This window comes from Streptomyces yatensis, assembly GCF_018069625.1.
Lineage (GTDB): Bacteria > Actinomycetota > Actinomycetes > Streptomycetales > Streptomycetaceae > Streptomyces > Streptomyces yatensis.
In genome coordinates, this window is record NZ_CP072941.1 from 1896963 (window position 1) to 1914136 (window position 17174).

The 17174-nt window shown below is 70.1% G+C and carries 13 protein-coding genes and 1 pseudogene; 2 read left to right on the top strand and 12 right to left on the bottom strand.

What is annotated here, in order from left to right; genetic code table 11:
• Position 1 precedes the first annotated feature (1 nt).
• From trxA to J8403_RS07385, 12 genes and pseudogenes are all read right to left on the bottom strand, one after another.
• Positions 2–463, bottom strand: a complete 462-nt coding sequence (gene trxA, locus J8403_RS07330) for a thioredoxin (RefSeq protein WP_211122436.1) — start codon at positions 461–463, stop codon at positions 2–4.
• A gap of 5 nt (positions 464–468) precedes the next feature.
• Entirely contained in the window at positions 469–3111 is a 2643-nt protein-coding gene (gene clpB, locus J8403_RS07335; RefSeq protein WP_211122437.1) for an ATP-dependent chaperone ClpB, read from the bottom strand.
• Entirely contained in the window at positions 3102–3482 is a 381-nt protein-coding gene (locus J8403_RS07340; RefSeq protein ID WP_211122438.1) for a chaperone modulator CbpM, read from the bottom strand. Before J8403_RS07340 ends, clpB begins: the two co-directional genes overlap by 10 nt.
• A 43-nt stretch (positions 3483–3525) precedes the next feature.
• Complete coding sequence (locus J8403_RS07345; protein WP_211122439.1) at positions 3526–4497, bottom strand: DnaJ C-terminal domain-containing protein; 972 nt, start codon at positions 4495–4497, stop codon at positions 3526–3528.
• Positions 4498–4504: 7 nt separating this feature from the next.
• Complete coding sequence (locus J8403_RS07350; protein ID WP_211122440.1) at positions 4505–5122, bottom strand: nucleotide exchange factor GrpE; 618 nt, start codon at positions 5120–5122, stop codon at positions 4505–4507.
• 46 nt (positions 5123–5168) lie between these two features.
• A pseudogene (dnaK, locus tag J8403_RS07355) lies at positions 5169–7099 on the bottom strand (molecular chaperone DnaK).
• A 170-nt stretch (positions 7100–7269) separates the two neighbouring features.
• Positions 7270–8430, bottom strand: coding sequence for a glutathione-independent formaldehyde dehydrogenase (locus J8403_RS07360; protein ID WP_211122441.1), 1161 nt, complete (start codon positions 8428–8430; stop codon positions 7270–7272).
• Positions 8431–8519: 89 nt separating this feature from the next.
• The gene (locus J8403_RS07365) at positions 8520–10946 is read right to left on the bottom strand and encodes a SpoIIE family protein phosphatase (RefSeq protein WP_211122442.1); all 2427 of its coding nucleotides are present in this window, start codon (positions 10944–10946) and stop codon (positions 8520–8522) included.
• Between the two features lie 19 nt (positions 10947–10965).
• Positions 10966–12168: a PP2C family protein-serine/threonine phosphatase gene (locus J8403_RS07370; protein WP_211122443.1), complete on the bottom strand. Its 1203-nt coding sequence runs from the start codon at positions 12166–12168 to the stop codon at positions 10966–10968.
• 393 nt (positions 12169–12561) lie between these two features.
• Positions 12562–13689 (bottom strand): hypothetical protein, encoded by a 1128-nt coding sequence (locus tag J8403_RS07375; protein WP_211122444.1) that lies wholly within the window; start codon positions 13687–13689, stop codon positions 12562–12564.
• A 423-nt stretch (positions 13690–14112) separates the two neighbouring features.
• Complete coding sequence (locus tag J8403_RS07380) at positions 14113–14520, bottom strand: VOC family protein (RefSeq protein ID WP_211122445.1); 408 nt, start codon at positions 14518–14520, stop codon at positions 14113–14115.
• A 193-nt stretch (positions 14521–14713) separates the two neighbouring features.
• Positions 14714–15619, bottom strand: coding sequence for an AraC family transcriptional regulator (locus tag J8403_RS07385; protein WP_211122446.1), 906 nt, complete (start codon positions 15617–15619; stop codon positions 14714–14716).
• A 142-nt stretch (positions 15620–15761) separates the two neighbouring features.
• Between J8403_RS07385 and J8403_RS07390 the strand changes: the two genes are divergently transcribed.
• Both J8403_RS07390 and J8403_RS07395 read left to right on the top strand, forming a co-directional pair.
• On the top strand, positions 15762–16082 hold the full coding sequence (locus J8403_RS07390) for a putative quinol monooxygenase (protein ID WP_211122447.1): 321 nt from the start codon (positions 15762–15764) through the stop codon (positions 16080–16082).
• Between the two features lie 98 nt (positions 16083–16180).
• Complete coding sequence (locus tag J8403_RS07395) at positions 16181–17149, top strand: alpha/beta hydrolase (RefSeq protein ID WP_211122448.1); 969 nt, start codon at positions 16181–16183, stop codon at positions 17147–17149.
• Positions 17150–17174 lie beyond the last annotated feature (25 nt).

The following is a 17174-nucleotide window of genomic DNA, read 5'->3' on the forward strand; positions in this document are numbered from 1 at the left end:
TTCACCCTTCCTTGCTGTCGCGGCCCGTCATCACCTGCTCGATCCACGAACGCAGGGTGCCCGCGGGCGCCGCGCCCGCGCGGCGGGCGACCAGTTCCCCCTTGTCCAGGATGAGCAGGGTCGGCACGGCCTGCACCTCGAACCGTTGGGCGAGCCGGGGGTTGCGGTCGATGTCGACCTTGACGAGTTTGATCTCTCCGGCGAGTTCCCGGGCCACCTGCTCCAGCGCGGGGCTGACCATGCGGCACGGCCCGCACCAGGTGGCCCACAGGTCGACGACGACCAGGGGGTCGGCCTGCTCGGCGACCTCGGCGAAGTCCCGCTCCTCGGCATCCACGATCCACGGCAGCGGGTTCTTGCAGTTGCCGCAGCGCGGACGGCCCTCCGCCGCCGCGGGCACCTTGTTGGTCTTCCCGCAGGTGGGACAGGTGACGGTCGGGGCCTTGACGGTCTGAGTCGGCATTGTTCTCACGCGGCCTTTCCGAGTTCCGCGGTTTCTGGTTGTCGTTCGTGGGTGACGACGAGTTCGCCGTGTTGGGCGTCGATCTTGATGGTGGTGCCTTCGTCGATGTCACCGCGGAGCAGGGCGCGGCCGATGAGGGTTTCGACTTCGTGGGAGATGAAGCGGCGCAGTGGGCGGGCGCCGTAGACGGGGTCGTAGCCTTCGTGGGCGATGACCTGGCGGCCGGCGGGGGTGAGTTCGATGGCGATGAGGCGTTCGGCCAGGCGTTTGCGCAGGTCGTCGAGTTGGAGTTCCACGATGCGTTCGATCTGGGCCTCGCCGAGGGGCTTGAAGAGGACGATGTCATCGACCCGGTTGAGGAATTCGGGGCGGAAGTGGCCGCGCAGCTCGCTCATCACCAGGCCCCGGGCGTCGGGCTTGAGTTCGCCGTCGGTGGTGACACCGTCCAGCAGGTGCATCGAGCCGATGTTGGAGGTCATGATGATCACGGTGTTGCGGAAGTCCACCAGCCGTCCCTGGGCGTCGGTGATCCGGCCGTCGTCCAGGACCTGCAGCAGGGTGTTGAACACATCGGTGTGCGCTTTTTCGATCTCGTCGAAGAGGACGACCGAGTACGGTTTGCGCCGCACCGCCTCGGTGAGCTGGCCGCCCTCCTCGTAGCCGACGTATCCGGGCGGGGCGCCGACCAGCCGGCTGACGGTATGCCGTTCCTGGTACTCGCTCATGTCCAGGCGGATCATGTTCTCCTCGGTGTCGAAGAGGGCCGCGGCCAGTGCCTTGGCCAGCTCGGTCTTCCCGACGCCGGTGGGGCCGAGGAAGATGAACGAGCCGATCGGACGGCGCGGGTCCCGGATGCCCGAGCGGGCCCGGATGATGGCGTCGGAGACCAGCTTGACCGCCTCGTCCTGGCCGATGACCCGCTCCTGGAGGATCTCGTCCAGACGCAGCAGCTTCTCCCGTTCGCCTTCCTGCAGGCGGGAGACGGGGATGCCGGTCCAGGCGGAGACGATGTCGGCGATCTCCTCCTCGGTGACCACCTCGCGCAGCAGCCGGTGCGCGCCCTGTTTGGCGGCCAGTTGTTCTTCCTCGGCGGCCAGTTTGCGCTGGAGTTCCTGGAGTCGGCCGTAGCGCAGTTCGGCGGCCCGGTTCAGGTCATAGGCGCGTTCGGCCTCCTCGGCCTCGCGGCGTACTTCCTCCAGCTCCCGTCGCAGGTCCTGCACCCGGCGGATGGACTGCCGCTCGGCCTCCCACTGGGCGTGTTTGGCATCCGCCTCGGCACGCAGATCGGCCAGCTCCCGCCGCAGTTCCTCCAGCCGCTGCGCACTGGCCGGATCACTCTCCTTGGACAGCGCGGCCTCCTCGATCTCCAGCCGGGTGACCCGCCGGGTGATCTCATCCAGCTCCGCGGGCATGGAGTCGATCTCGGTACGCAGCCGGGCACATGCCTCATCGACCAGGTCGATGGCCTTGTCGGGCAGGAACCGGTCGCTGATGTAGCGGTGGCTGAGGGTGGCGGCGGAGACCAGCGCGGTGTCCTGGATCTTCACCCCGTGGAAAACCTCCAGGCGCTCACGCAGGCCCCGCAGGATGGAGATGGTGTCCTCCACACTCGGCTCATCCACCAGCACCATCTGGAAACGGCGCTCCAGCGCGGCGTCCTTCTCGATGTGCCGGCGGTACTCATCCAACGTGGTCGCGCCGATCATGTGCAGCTCACCGCGGGCCAGCATCGGCTTGAGCATGTTCCCGGCATCCATGGCACCCTCCGCCGCCCCGGCGCCGACCACGGTGTGCAGCTCGTCCACGAACAGCAGGATCCGCCCCTGAGCGGACTTGACCTCGGTCAGCACCGCCTTGAGCCGCTCCTCGAACTCCCCGCGGTACTTCGCCCCCGCCACCAGCGAACCCATGTCCAAAGCGAAGATGGTCTTATCGCGCAGCCCCTCGGGCACATCACCGCGCACGATCCGCTGCGCCAGACCTTCCACGATCGCCGTCTTGCCGACACCGGGGTCGCCGATGAGGACGGGGTTGTTCTTCGACTTGCGGCTGAGGATCTGCGTCACCCGGCGGATCTCCGCGTCCCGGCCGATCACCGGGTCCAGCTTGCCGGAACGGGCCTCCAGGACCAGATCCCGGCCGTATTTCTCCAGCGCCTCATACGCCACCTCCGGATTGGCGGAGGTGACCCGCTGACTGCCACGCACCTGGGTCAGGGCGTTGAGGAATGCCTCGGGGGTGATGCCGTGCTCCCCCAGCACCCGACCGGCCGCGGTGGCCGGCCCCTCCCGCGCCAGGGCGAGCACCAGGTGCTCCACCGACACGTATTCGTCCTTCAGCCGCCTGGCCTCCTGCTCGGCGGCATCCAGCAGACGGGACAGCCGCTGGGTGACAAAGACCTGCCCCGGCGTCGCCCCCGGCCCGGTGACCTTCGGCTTGCGGGCCACCTCCGCCTCCAGCATGGTGCGCACCGCCTCCGGATCCGCGCCCAGCTGACCGACCAGCCGGGGCACCAGCCCCTCGGGCTGCTCCAGCAGGGCCAGCAGCAGATGCTCGCCGTCGACCTCGCTATGGCCATACCCCTGGGCCCGGGACTGGGCATCCTGGAGAGCTTCCTGGGACTTCTGGGTGAGGCGGTTCATGTCCATGACGGTTCTTCACTCCTCACGCCACTCCTCGCGCCACCGCGGCGCAGTGCGGCTTCCAGCAGATCGATACGATCCAGCAGATCCATCACCAGACCGATAGCGGCATAGTTCAGACACAGCCCCGAATGCAGCCGCTCCACACGGCCCAGCGCCGCCGGAGCGCCCGGGGCGAACACCAACCGCCCCCCGGCGTCGCGCTCGGCGTCGACCAGGCCGAGGACCACGAAGCGCCGGATCAACTCGGGATGCAGCCCAGTACGGCTGGCCACCGTCTCCAGGGACAACCTGGGCGCGGGCACCAACTCGTAATGGACCGACGTCACCGGGGCATAGCGGGTGGCCGTAACCGTGCCGGAGGTGTGGGTGCTCATCGCTCCCTCCCGAGTGTGTGAGTGCGCCCAGGTGTGTGCGTGGTCATCGTTCGCTCCTGGGGTCGAAGGAGGAGGTGCGGCCCAGCTCCTCGAACAGCTCCCGCTCCCGGTCGCTGAGGCTGGGCGGCACCATGACACGGATCTCCGCGAACAGATCACCGTCAGGGCCGCGCGGGTTGGGCATGCCCTCACCGCGCAGCCGCAGCCGGCGGCCGCTGGAGGACCCGGGCGGAACCGTCACCTTCGCCGTGCCCCCAGGCGTCGGCACGGGGACGGTCGCACCCAGCGCGGCCTCCCACGGGGAGACCGGGAGCGTCACATGGATGTTCCGGCCCTCCAGCCGGAACCGCGGATGGGGCTGGATCCGCACCCGTAGATACAGATCCCCCGCCGGTGCGTCACCGGTGCCCCGGCCGCCCTGCCCGGCCAGCCGGATCCGCTGCCCGTCCACCACACCCGCCGGAACATCCACCTCGAACGTGCGCTGCCCCGACGGCCCCGCCAACGTGACCGTACGACGGCCGCCGTGAAAGGCATCCTCCACGGTCAGCGGCAACTCCGCCTCCTGGTCGGCGCCGGGGATGTCGACGCGTCCGGCGCCCGGCCCCGCGCCGCGGCCGAAGAACGAGCCGAACAGGTCCTCGAAGTCCACGCCCTCGCCCCCGGCGTCCTCCCCGAAGCCACGGGTGAACCGCACCCGGCCGCCGTCGCCGGCGGTCGTCCACCCACGAAAACCACCACCTCGGGCACCGGCACCGGCACCCGCGGCGACGCGTTCCTCCCAGTCCTCGGGGATCTTGCGGAAGTCCTCACCGAACCGGTCATAACGCGCCCGCGCCTTGGGGTCGGACAGCACGCTGTAGGCGTCGTTGAGCTCCTTGAACCGCTCCTCCGCGTTCGGATCCTTGTTCACATCAGGATGCAGACGCCGGGCCCGGGTGCGGAACGCCTGCTGGATCTCATCCTGACTCGCACCCCGTGAAACACCGAGCACCTCGTAGTAATCCCGTGCCATCGCCGGCTCACTCCCGCCTCGCCACGGCCACCGCCACCGGCCTCAGCTGGTTCCCGGGATCCCCATAACCAGGACGCAGGACCTGGACCACCGTGCCCGGCTCCGCCTCGGGATCCTCCACCACACCGACCACCTCATGCCTCGCCGGATCGAACGGCACCCCCGTCTCCCCCTGCCGCTCGTAACCCAGCTGAGCCAGCGTGTTCACCGCCTGCTCACGAATGGCCTTGACACCCTCCACGATCGAGCCGGGATCCGCCTCGGCATGAGAGAGAGCGAGTTCGAGATTGTCGATCACCGGCAGCAGAGCCGCCGCCGTACGCGCCCGCTCCGCGGCCCGCTCCCGCTCCACCTCCCTGGCATGACGCTTGCGCAGATTCTCCACATCGGCCACCGCCCGCCGCCAACGGTCCTCCAGCTCCGCCAGCCCGGCAGCCTGCTCATCCGATGCGGCAACGGCAGGGCCACCGGCCGCGTCCGGACCCGGCCCCTCCCCAACCGCCCCCCGCGCCTCCACGGCGCCCGGCGCGGGCAGCCCCTGCCCCTGCTCCTGCCCCTGCTCCTGCTCCTGCTCCGTCACGGCGCCCTCCGGCACCGGTTCGGGCTGCTGCGGTTGAGTGGACATCGCGGCCTCTCCGTCAGCCTTCCTCTGGGCCTACCGGTCGTATCGGTCAGCCCTTGTCGAACTCGGCGTCGATGACGTCCTCATCGCCCCCGCCTCCGCCGGCCCCGGCCCCGGCATCCTGGGCGCCGCCCTCACCCGCACCCGCCCCGGCACCGGCACCGGCACCGGCGGCTCCGGCTCCGGTTGTCTCGTGGGCGGCCAGGCCCGCGTAGACCTGCTGGAGCTCGGAGGCCAGTGGCCTGGTCCTGTCGACCCCGGCCTCGTTCCTGACCGCCTCACGGGCATCGTTGACCAGCATCTCGGCACGCGACCGCTCATGCGAGGGCACCGCATCACCCAGCTCAGCAAGACGCTTCTCCACCTGATAGGCGATGGCATCCAGCTCATTGCGCGCATCCACGGCCTCACGCAGCGCCTGGTCCTCACCCCGGTTCCGCTCCGCCTCCTGCACCATCCGCTCGACCTCACCACGGTCCAGGTTGCCGGTCTCGGTGATCTGGATGGACTGCTCCTTACCCGTGTCCTGGTCGCGCGCGGTGACGTTCAAGATGCCATTCGCATCGATATCGAAGGTCACCTCGACCTGCGGCTCACCCCGCGGCGCCGGACGGATACCCGTCAGCTGGAAACGCCCGAGCACCCGGTTGTCCGCGGCCCGCTCACGCTCACCCTGCAAGATCACGATGTCCACCGCCTGCTGATTGTCCTCAGCCGTGGAAAACGTCTCCGTCCGCCGCACCGGAATCGTGGTATTCCGCTCAATGATCTTCGTCATCACCCCACCACGGGTCTCCACACCCAGCGACAACGGCGTCACATCCAGCAGCAGCACATCCTTGACCTCACCCTTGAGCACCCCCGCCTGGATCGCGGCACCCAACGCCACGACCTCATCAGGGTTCACGCTCATATTGGGCTCCTTGCCCCCCGTCAACCGCCGCACCAGAGCCTGCACCGCCGGAATCCGGGTCGACCCACCGACCAGGATCACCTCGTCGATATCGCTCTCACCCGCCTTCGCATCCCCCATGGCCTGCTGCACCGGCCCCAGACAACGCTCCACCAGATCCGACGTGATCTGCTCGAACGTCGACCGCATCACCGTCTCCGTCAGATGCTTCGGCCCGGAAGCATCCGCCGTGATGAACGGCAGACTCACCTGCGTCTGCGTCACCGAACTCAACTCGGTCTTCGCCTTCTCCGCAGCCTCGAACAACCGCTGCAACGCCTGCGGATCCTGCCGCAGATCAATGCCGTTCTCCTGCTGGAACTTATCCGCCAGATGATCCACCAGCCGCCGGTCGAAATCATCACCGCCCAGATGACTGTCACCCGCCGTGGAACGGACCTCCACCACCCCGTCCCCCACATCCAGGATCGACACATCGAACGTGCCGCCCCCAGATCGAAGACCAGAACCGTCTCATGACCCTTCTTGTCCAGGCCATAAGCCAGCGCCGCCGCGGTCGGCTCATTGATGATCCGCAGCACCTTCAGACCCGCGATCTCACCGGCATCCCTGGTCGCACTGCGCTGAGCGTCGTTGAAATACGCGGGCACCGTGATAACCGCCTCCGTCACCCGCTCACCCAGCTGCTTCCCCGCATCATCGGCCAGCTTGCGCAACACCTGCGCACTGATCTCCTCCGGCGAATACAGCTTCTCGCGCACCTTGAACCGGGCCAGACCCTGCTCATCCGGCACCACGTCATAAGCCACCGCCCTGGCCTCACCGGACACCTCGTCGTAATGCCGGCCGATGAACCGCTTCGCCGAATAGATAGTGCCCTTGGGATTGAGAATCGCCTGGCGCCGGGCCAGCTGCCCCACCAACCGTTCACCGGTATCGGTGAACGCCACCACCGACGGCGTGGTGCGGCTCCCCTCGGAATTCGGAACAACCGAGGACTCACCACCCTCCCACACCGCGATCACCGAATTAGTGGTGCCCAGATCAATACCGACTGCCTTGGCCATGGCAACTCCTTCCGGGACGGCCCCGGGCCGCAGTCAACGCCCGGTCGGCCGCGGGAGCGGGATCCGTAACAGGCCTCTACCACAAAGGGTGACAAACCCTCCTATGACCGGTCCAGCGATCCGAGGACCAATCTCGACCCCCGAGTACACCCGTGGGACAGGGCGATCCCTCAGCGCGAGCCGTCCGGGTGCAGGACGACCTTGGTCCAGCCCTCGTCACGGCGGTCGAAGTGCTCATAGCCGCTCGGGGCCTCGTCCAGCCCGAGCTCATGGGAGACGACCCAGCTCGGCTCGGCCTTGCCCCCGGCGATCAGATCGCGCAGCATCCGGTTGTACCGCTTCACCGGCGCCTGGCCGGTGCCGACCCGCTGGCCCTTGAACCACAGCTTGCCGAAGTCGATCGGCACCTTGCCCTGGGCCTCGAGTTCACCCTGGGCATCCTTCCCGCCCGGGTCCTCGGGGACGAACACGCCCACGACGCCGATCTCGCCGGTGAACCGCACACAGTCGATCAGGCCGTTCATGGTCAGGGAGGCGTCCTCGCGGCCTTGCGGGTCATGGGCCTGGTAACCCACGCACTCACAGCCGTTGTCGGCGCCGAGCCCCAGGGTGGCCGACTTGATGACGTCGGACGGATCCTGCTCGCGGGTGTCGATCGGGATGGCCCCGATCTCCTCGGCCTTTCGCAACCGGTCGCTGTGGAAGTCCACCGACCACACCCGGCCGGCGCCCCTGAGCACCGCCGAATAGGCCGCCATCAGCCCGACCGGGCCCGCGCCGAAGATCACGGTCTGGTCCCCGGGCTTGACGCCGGCCATCTCGGTGGCGTGGTAGCCGGTGGGAAAGATGTCGGCCAGCATCACATAGTCCAGCTGGCGCTCCGCGGCGTCCTCACCGAGCCGCAGCGCGTTGAAGTCGCCGTATGGCACACGCAGATACTCGGCCTGGCCGCCCTGGTACGGGCCCATGTCCGCGAAGCCGTACGCGGCTCCGGCCGCAGAGGGTTCCGGCTGCATGGTCAGGCAGTAGTTGGTCAGCCCGCGTTCGCACTGTTTGCAGAAGCCGCAGGCGACGTTGAACGGCAGTACCACGTACTGACCGACCTTGACCTTTCTGACCGCCGAACCGACCTCGACGACCTTCCCCAGATTCTCGTGCCCAAAGGTGCGGCCCGGTTCGAACGAGGTGCGCCCTTCGTACATGTGGAGATCGGAGCCGCAGATGTTGGTGGTGGTGATCTGCACGATGATGTCGCAGGGATGCTCGATCTTCGCGTCCGGCACATCCTTGACCGTCACCGTCCGCGGTCCCTCGTATACAGCTGCTTTCATGGTCACTCCTCAAATCGGAGGCTCCCCTTCCATTCGCAACGGTCTCACTCGTAACACCCGCCCGCGACCGGGGAGTTATTTGGCCCCGTTCAGTCCGTGGGGAGGTCCTGCTCGACCCAGATCGTCTTGCCGTCCGCGCCCTGCCGGGTGCCCCAGCGCGTCGCCAGCTGGGCGACCAGCATCAGGCCGCGGCCGCCCTCGTCGAAGAGCCGGGCCCGCCGCAGGTGGGGCGCCGTGTTGCTGGCGTCGGAGACCTCGCAGATGAGGCTGCGGTCGCGGATCAGCCGCAGCCGGATGGGCGGACGGCCGTAGCGGATCGCGTTGGTGACCAGTTCGCTGACGATCAGCTCGGTGGTGAAGACGGCCTCCTCCAGCCCCCAGGCGAGCAGTTGCCCGGTGGTGTTCCGGCGGGCCTCGGCGACGGCCGCCGCGTCCGCGGGAATGTCCCAGGTGGCGACCCGGTCGGAGGCGAGCGGCCGGGTGCGGGCGAGGAGCAGGACGATGTCGTCGTCGGGACGGACCGGCAGCAGGGCCCGCAGGACGTTGTCGCAGAGCGCCTCCAGGGACGGAGCGGGCCGGCTCAGGACCTCGCGCAGCGTCTCCAGCCCCTCGCCGATCTCGCGCTCGCGGCCGTCGATCAGACCGTTGGTGTACAGGGCCAGCAGACTGCCCTCGGGCAGCTCCGTGTCCATGACCTCGAAGGGCAGCCCGCCCAGCCCCAGGGGTGGGCCGGTGGCGGAACCGAGAAGATCGGCGGTGCCCTCCGGGCTGACCACCAGCGGTGCGGGGTGGCCGGCGGCGGCGATGGCGCAGTGGCGGGAGACCGGGTCGTAGACCGCGTACAGACAGGTGGCGCCCACGGCCCCGTCGCTCTCGCGGTTCTCGTCCGAAGACAGCCGGTCGACCAGATCGTCGAGGTGGGCCAGCAGCTCACCGGGCGGCAGATCGATATCGGCCAGGGTACGCACGGCCATGCGCAGCCGCCCCATGGTGGCGGCCGCCTGGAGGCCGCGGCCCACCACGTCGCCGACCACCAGGGCCGCGCGGGCGCCGGACAGCGGAATCGCGTCGAACCAGTCGCCGCCCACCCCGGCCCAGGCGCCCGCGGGCAGATAGCGCGAGGCGATCTCCAGCGCCGTCAGCTCGGGCAGCCGCTGCGGCAGCAGGCTGTGCTGCAGGGTTTCGGCCGTCCTGCGTTCCCGCAGGTAGCGGCGGGCGTTGTCGACACAGACGGCCGCCCGGGCGGTGAGCTCCTCGGCCAGCATCGTGTCGTCCTCGGTGAAAGGCGCGGGTGTCCGGTGGCGGGCGAAGAAGGCCGCACCGAGGGTGACCCCTCGGGCGCGCATCGGTGCCACGATCACCGCATGTATTCCGTTCTCACGCATACGGGCGGCCCGGACGGGGTCCTTGGCCTCCCAACTCGCCAGCAGGGACTCCGTCACCTCGTATCGCGCGGCCCGGCCCTCCATCAGGCACGCCGCCGTGGAGGAGTACCGGGGATACGTGGCCAGACCCCCGATGTCGACCACCGCCTCCGGGGCGCCCTCGAGGACGGACCGGTGGGCCGCGCGCCGCAGGGTGATGGGCGCACGCAGCGGCCCCGCCGGGGGCTCGTCGCCCCAGTGGAGGAAGGTGAGCAGATCGACGCTGGCGAAGTCGGCGAACCGGGGGACCGCCACCTCGGCCAGCTCCCGGGCGATCCGGTCCAGGTCCAGAGTGCTGCCCAGCCGCGCGCCCGCCTCGCTGAGCAGCAGCAGCCGCTGCCGGGCCTCCTTCTCGGCGGTGGTGTCGCGCGCCGCGAAGCACACGCCCTGGTGCCTGCCGGTCCGGTCGACCAGCGGGGCCAGGGAGACCGACCAGGCGTGCTCATGGCTCTCGCCCGGCCCCCGCAGGTGCGTCTCCAGCTCGAGCCGCTCGCCGCTCTCCAGCACCCGCCGCATGGCCCGCTCGACCCGCTCGGTCTCCCCGTGGGGGATCAGCTCCGTCAGCCGCAGCCCGCGCATCTGGTCCTCGCCGCGACCGGTGGCGGCCTCCGTGTCGGCGTTCGCCGACACCAGGCGCAGCTCCGTGTCGAAGACCGCCAGGACGCATGGGCACTGGGCGAACGCGCGGTCCACCGGTACGCCCGGCTCCTGGGGCAGCGACTCCCGGGGCGCGGCGCAGACCAGCAGCCAACCCGCGGATCCACCGTCCACCGGGCCGCGGTGCGCCAGCAGCTCGACCTCCACCCGGTGGCCGTCCCGGTGGCACAGCGCGACCCGTCCGCTCCAACGCGCCCGGTCGGCCAGACACGGCCCGACGCCCTCGCCGGCGTTCCCGGCGGTCTTCTTCTCGGCGCGCAGCTCGGCCGCCGCCCGTCCAACGACGTCCTCGGCGCGGTAGCCCAGCAGCCGCCGCGCGCCCTCGCTCCACCCGGTCACCACGCCGTGCTCGTCGACCGTGGCCGTGGCCAGGCCGAGGTCCCTGGGCGGGGGGTTCGGCCCGGCTCGGGGGTCGGTGGGGTCGGGGGGTGTCATCGGACATCGTCCCGGCGGCTCAGGGATCCGGTGGATGCCACTCGATCATCAAAATCGTGGCGTCGTCGCTGAGCTCACTGTGCCGGTGATCGAGGATGGCGTGGATGAGCAGCCGGAGCACCTCGGGGGCGTTCTGCCCGGCGGCCGTCGAGCGGATGATGTGGTCGGCGAAGCGCTCCAGGCCGAACTGCTCACCTCCCTCGTCCCGCGACTCCACGACCCCGTCGGTGTAGAGCAGGATCCGGTCGCCGGGCTCCAGAACCGTCTCATGGACCTGCCGGGGAGCGTCCGACAGCCGCCCAGGCAGCCCCAGCGGGGGCTCGAAGGCGCGCTCCAGTTCCTTGTCCAGCAGCCGCTGGCGGCGGATGACCAGCGGGGTGGGATGGCCGCAGTTGGACCAGCGCAGCGCCCCGCTCGGCATGTGCAGCCGGAGGAAGACGCCCGTGCAGAACTGGTCCGGAAGCCATTTGGCCAGCGCCTCGTCCACGGTGGCGACGAGAGCTCCCAGGTCGGCGCCGGTGCGCCGGGCGTTGCGGCTGCCCGCCATCGCCACGGAGGTGGTCAGCCCGGACGCCAGATCGTGGCCCATGGCGTCGAGGATCGTCGCGTGCAGCACGTCCTCGGTGAACGAATGGTCGAAGGCATCGCCACCCAGCTCGTACGCGGGCTCCACGACGGCCGTCGAGACCACCCGGCCGGTGCCGATCGAACGCGGCGGGAGGAAGGCCCGCACCATCTCGGTGGGCAGCTCCATGGCCCGGGTCCGGATGCGCTGCGCGAAGGTGTCGATATACGTCCGCTTGGACGTGATGACCAGAGCCAGGAGCGAGGCCAGCGTCCGGCAGCGCCAGAGCGTGAGCCCGTCCAGGGAGCCCATCCGCAGCTGCAGCACGCCCAGCCGCTCCGCGCCGTTCACCAGCGGCAGCCAGACGGACAACCCGCCCGCGTTCTCGTCCTCGACCCGCACCGAATCGGTGCGGAAGGCGAATCCGGCCAGGGAGTGGTCGAGCTCCAAGCGCGGCTCGTCCTCGTCGAGCGGCATCAGCAGCCGCTGCTGGAGGTCGATCAGGTAGATCACCGCGCGGCCCATGCCCATGGTCTCGGCGTAGCGGTCCAGGGCCACCGGGAGCTCCGCGGGTGATGCCTTGTGGGACGCCCGGAGCAGCTCGTCCAGCGACTGCTCAGCAGTCTCGGCCGAGGTCGACACGCTCGCGTCCACCATGCGGTCCACCATACGGCGGCGGACCGCCCGGCGCCCTGGGGACGGCGGCCGGCTCGCGCACGGCCGCCTCCGGCTTCGGCGACCCCGCCGAAGCTGAACACCATCAAGACCACCACCATCAGCGACGGTCGGGGCCGTCCGCTGTGGCCGGGCACGGACCGGCCGGGTCGCATGCACGACCGGACCGCGATGCGCGCCGAGGGCATCGCCGAGCGGTTCCGGCTCCGCCCGAAGGTGGGGCCGAGGTCGACGAGGGCTGAACCTGACCTATCGGCAGGTCAGGATCGTGGGTAGGCCGGTCCTGCCGTACACAAGGCGCATGAGTGAGGAGGCGACGTCCACCACCCGGGACAGATCGTGCCGGAGTCCGGATCTACGCGTGCGACCGCGGCCCTAAGAGGGTGCGGTGCCGGACTCGGCCTCTTTGCGTCTGCGTTCCGCCTGCTCGCGGCGCAGCCTCTCCCGTTTGCCGTAGGCGGCGCGGCGGACCGCTTCGTCGCTTTCGAACTCCGAGCCGAGCGCTCCGCCGACGATGGCCGCCGAGCTCGCCAGCCACGCCAGGCGCGCGTAGTCGCCGAATCCCACCGGGCGCTTCAGCTGATTGGCCAGCACTCCGCTCTCGATGAGGAACGATGCCACCGCGAAGTCCACGACGAAGAGCCCGAGGAGGCCGCCCAGGACGCCCAGGGACAGGGTCACCACCGTGGAGGCGTTGTACAGCGCGGCCTTCTCCCGGTCCTGGCGGGATGGGGAGTCGGGGCGCTCCCACAGATGCCGGTGGACGATGAGCCAGGCCACCATGGTCGCCGTGGAGAAGACCGACACCACCGCGAGCCGCTCGGCCGCGATCGCGGTGGACACGTTCCAGAGGGTTCCGTTGACGAGTACGACGGCGCTGGTGGCCAGGGCGGCGGCGAGCGCCTTCGCCAGGGCGGGGATCAGCCGCCAGGGGGTGTTGGCCCGCACCATGCCCAGCAGCAGGCGCAGCCGCCCCCGCGCGGCGGATCCCACGATCCGTAGATCGATGAGGTCCTCGTCCGCCACCGCGCGCTTCAGCGGGGCGGTCCGCTCCGGGACCACGGGGCCCGTATCCACCCGCATCAGATCCCTCACCAGCCGGACGATCGAGCGGCGCAGCCGCCGTCGCAGGAAGATCCCGCCGAGCGCGGGCATGGACACCAGGGCCACCCGGTCCGCTGTGTCCGCATCGACCGCCAGTGGCCTGCCGTCGCCGTACAGGGGGAGGTCGGTGAGGCAGATGGCGATGTCCCAGGAAGCGCGGATCTTCCGCTCCCGCGTCACATCGAGGATGCTCGCGCTGTCGAGCAGGGCGGCGGGCGTGGGATCGCGGACGACCTGCACGGACCACATGACGTTCGGGTCGATCTGCTCGGAGAGCAGTCCGGGCAGGTCCTCGGCCAGCTCCTCCGCCAGCTCCACGGGGGCGTCCGGATCGGCGACGAGGCCCACCGTCACCTGCGGTGGCGACTCACCCCCGGAGTCGTGAGTTGGCTGGCTCACCCGTCCCGCCTTCCGCGATGTCATGGCCCGGCCCGCGCCGCCTCACGGTAACGGGACGTCCCCGCGGTGGCGCGGCGACACGGCGCTTCTCCCACGGTTCGGCGTCGAACCATCCGATCCGCCCCCGGAGGAGCAGATCGACGGCATCCGGTGCGGCCGCCCGCGGCACAGTCCAGGACGGTCCGCACCGGCTCGCTTTCCCGGTCAGGAGCACCAGCAGGTCCGCTCGTCCGTCGCGGTAGGTGAGACGCGCTGCTGATCGGGGCCCTGCTGCTCTACCTCGGGGTGATGGTCGCCCAGCCGGTCGGCCGGCCGTACGACGTCGTACGGCCGGCCGACCGGAGCGTCAGCGCGCGGCGGGGCGGGCAGGCGCTCCGGCCCCGCCGCGCCGTGGTGACCTTCGTGTGCGCGTGCGGGAGCAGCTCAGCTCTGGACAGCCGACGGGTCCATCCACACCACCTCCCAGGTGTGGCCATCGGGGTCCTGGAAGGACCGGCCGTACATGAAGCCGTGGTCCTGGGGTTCTCCCGCGGGCGCGCCGCCCGCGGCCAGTGCCTTGTCCACCAGCTCGTCGACCTTCGCGCGGCTCTCCGCGCTCAGGCACAGAAGCACCTCCGAGGTCTTGGTGGAGTCCGCGATCTCCTTGTTGGTGAAGTCCTGGTAACGCTGTCTGGTGAGCAGCATGGCGACGATCGTCTCGCTGATGACCACCGACGCGCAGTCATCCGTGGTGAATTGCGGGTTGATCGAGTAGCCGAGCTCGGTGAAGAACTTCTTCGAGGTCTCCAGGTCGTTCGTCGCGAGGTTTACGAAGATCATCTGCTGGTACACGCGCCGTCTCCTTCGTCTGTCGGCCCTTCACAGAGATGGACCGCGCTGCCCCACGGAACTCATCGCTCGCCGAGAGGAATCTCCGAGAGGTTCTCAGGGACGCGATGGCGGCGGCGCACGGGAGACGTGGCCCGGCCGGAGCCGACCCCCACCGGGGTGGTCGCCAACCTCCACGCCGACTGTCCAGCCCCGCTCAGGGCAGGACGCCCGCGGGGGTGCGTACGGCGCCCCGCAGGCGGGCCGCGTCCCGGCTCGGGGGTGCGCCGAACTGGCGGCGGTACTCGCGGCTGAACTGCGAGGGGTTGTCGTAGCCGACGCGGTGGCCGACCCCGGTGACATCGCCCGGGTGGGTGGCGAGCAGCAGCCGGGCCTCCTGGAGCCGGATCTGCTTCTGGAACTGGATGGGGCTCATCGCGGTCACCGCCTGGAAGTTGCGGTGGAAGGCGGAGACGCTCACGCCGGACAGGCGTGCCACGTCCTCGACCCGGAAGGACTCCGCGTAGTGCTCGCGGATCCAGCGCACGGCCCGGGAGACATGGCTGAGGCCGCTGTCGGCGAGGCCGAGCTGACGCACCGTCGCACCCTGCTCGCCGGTGATCACACGCCACAGGATCTCGCGCTTGACCAGCGGGGCCAGTACGACGCGGTCGCGCGGCTCGTCCAGCAGGCGCAGCAGCCGGACCACCGCGTCGAGCAGCGCGGGCGGGGCATCGCTGACGGCGATGCCCGACGGCGCGCCCGCGCCTCCGCGGGGGGTGTCCGCGGGGCCGGCCTGCAGCAGCAGTTCGGCGACGGCGGACGGTTCGAGCGTGAGGCCGAAGCCGAGGGCCGGCTGCTCCGGTTCGGCCTGGGTGAACTGTCCGGTGACGGGCAGGTCGACGGATGCGACCAGGTACTGCCCGGCGCCGTACTCGTAGACCCGCTCACCCAGCGCGAGTCGTTTGGCGCCCTGGGCAATGACCGCCAGCACCGTGCCGGACGTGGAGGGCGCCGGCGGGTCCGCCCGGTCGACCTTCGAGATCAGGACGCCGTCGATGGCGGTGGTCCAGTCCGGCCGGGCATGCCGGGCCAGCAGGGTGCGGAGCTCTTCGAGGAACATGCGTCCATTGCAGCACCGTTTCGCAGCGCAGCTCCCAAACCCGCGAGGATCGTGCAAGTACGAGCGAGCATCGTTCTACGTTTCCGCAGGCCAGGCACCTTGAATGGAGTCACCGCACTCCATCTCCGAGAAGAAGGCAGCCATGATCGTCACATACGGCTTCAACGCCACCCTGACCGCCAAGCCCCACATGGGCGACCGGCTGGTCGAGCTGCTGCTGACCGGCCTGAACGAGGGCAACCCCGGCGCGAGCGAGCACTGCGTCGTCTATCTGGTCTCCCGCTCCGCGTCGGACCCCGACGTCGTCCACATCACCGAGGGCTGGACCAGCGAGGAGGACCACCACCGGATCTTCGCCGGCAAAGCCGCCCAGGCCATCGTGGCGCAGATCGACGGACTGCTGGCCAGGGAATCCGAGTACACCGACTACGTCCCGGTCCGCGGCAAGACCACCGCCTTCTGAACCCCGGACCGATCCCCCGGCCTGCCGCCTCGATGCCCACCGAAGCGGCCCCACCCTCTCCGACCGTCCCGCGCCACCCCCACGAAGGGCCAACCACCATGCCCACGGCACGACCTGCCCTGGACCCCGAACTGCGCGAGCTCCTGGCCGACATGCCGCTGATGTCCCAGCTCAGCCCGGAAGTACTCGCGCAACTGCGCCAACTCCCCTCGACGCCCGTCGAGTCCCTGCTCGCACACCGGCAGGCCGACCTGCGCGAGATCACCGTGCCCGTCGAGGACGGCGCCCCGATCCCCCTGTCGGTCTTCAGCCCCGCGAGCACCGAGCGCACCACTGCCGCACCCTGCGTCTACTGGATGCACGGCGGCGGAATGGTCATGGGCGACCGCTACTCGCAGATCGACATCCCGCTGGAGTGGCTCGACGCGTTCGGCGCGGTCGTGGTCTCCGTGGACTACCGACTCGCCCCCGAGGCCACCGGCACCGCCCTCGTCGACGACTGCTACCGGGGACTGCGCTGGATCGCCGAACACTCCGGGGAGCTGGGCATCGACCCCGACCGGATCGTCGTCGCCGGCGCCAGCGCGGGTGGCGGCCTCGCGGCGGGCGTCGCCCTGCTGGCCCGCGATCTCGGCACCCCGGCGATCGCCGCCCAGATGCTGATCTGCCCCATGCTCGACCACCGCAACACCAGCACCTCCAGCCGCCAGTACTCCGGCGGACCCGGCGTCTGGACTCGCGAGATGAACGCGTTCGGATGGCGCGCCGTCCTCGGTGACCTGACCGACGACCAGGTGTCCGAGTACGTCTCACCCGCGCTGGCCGCCGACCTCTCCGGCCTGCCGACCACCTACATCGACACCGGCTCCGCCGAAGTCTTCCGCGACGAGGACACCGACTACGCCACCCGCATCTGGACGGCCGGCGGCCAGGCCGAACTCCACGTCTGGGCGGGCGGCTTCCACGGGTTCGACGCCCTGTACCCGCAGGCACACATCTCGGCCACCGCCCGCCGGACCCGAACCGACTGGCTCGCCCGGGTCCTGTCCCCGAACCGCGCCGCATGACGCCGAACCGGCGCCGCTGGGTACG